This window comes from Peribacillus sp. SIMBA_075, from assembly GCF_046534585.1.
In genome coordinates this window covers 1-230 of the sequence record NZ_JAWRYN010001743.1, presented here as the reverse complement: position 1 = coordinate 230, position 230 = coordinate 1, and the positions used below count along the sequence as shown (strand labels likewise).

Below are 230 nucleotides of genomic sequence, written 5' to 3'. Positions count from 1 at the left end.
ATCCAAAACAGGACGACAGTGGCGGTGATGATTATATTCATATGGCCTTACCTAAAGCACGCGACAATTCATTTAAATTGGACACCTGCTCCTTTCTGACTTCATAAGGTGAATCCAGTAAATTCAATTCCTGCTTCACCTTGTCCCGGTAGCGTTCCATCATGAGTCGGACGCCTTCCTCATCGATATCTTTCAGCAGCAGGTAAATCGATTGCCCGGTCGAGGTCGCC

1 protein-coding gene is annotated in these 230 nt (G+C 47.0%); it reads right to left on the bottom strand.

Annotated features, from left to right (window positions below; genetic code table 11):
* Positions 1 to 37 precede the first annotated feature (37 nt).
* On the bottom strand, positions 38 to 230 hold a 193-nt coding region (locus SB775_RS34410), incomplete at its 5' end, for a hypothetical protein (protein WP_410865770.1).